The sequence below is a fragment of the Actinokineospora spheciospongiae genome (assembly GCF_000564855.1).
In the GTDB taxonomy this organism is placed as follows: Bacteria; Actinomycetota; Actinomycetes; order Mycobacteriales; family Pseudonocardiaceae; genus Actinokineospora; species Actinokineospora spheciospongiae.
In genome coordinates this window covers 1-226 of the sequence record NZ_AYXG01000174.1, presented here as the reverse complement: position 1 = coordinate 226, position 226 = coordinate 1, and the positions used below count along the sequence as shown (strand labels likewise).

1 protein-coding gene is annotated in these 226 nt (G+C 65.5%); it reads right to left on the bottom strand.

Annotated features, from left to right (window positions below; genetic code table 11):
• Positions 1–226, bottom strand: a 226-nt coding sequence (locus UO65_RS22855; protein WP_035286126.1) for a transposase, incomplete at both ends; no start/stop codon positions are given.

Sequence of the window (226 nt, the reverse complement as noted above, 5' to 3'; positions counted from 1 at the left end):
CCTCAGTTCCTGGTTCTCGCGTTCCAGCTCCCGCAACCGGGCCCGCTCATCCACTCCCAACGGGGCAGCACCCTTCGGGTGCTTCTTGCGGTGGGCCTCGACCCAGTTCCGCAGTGTCTGCTCCACCAGGCCCAACTGGCGGGCGGCTTCGGCGACGGAGATCCCGGACTCGACCATTTTCACGGCCTCGTCCTTGAACTCCGGTGAGAAACGACGACGGCGTTGA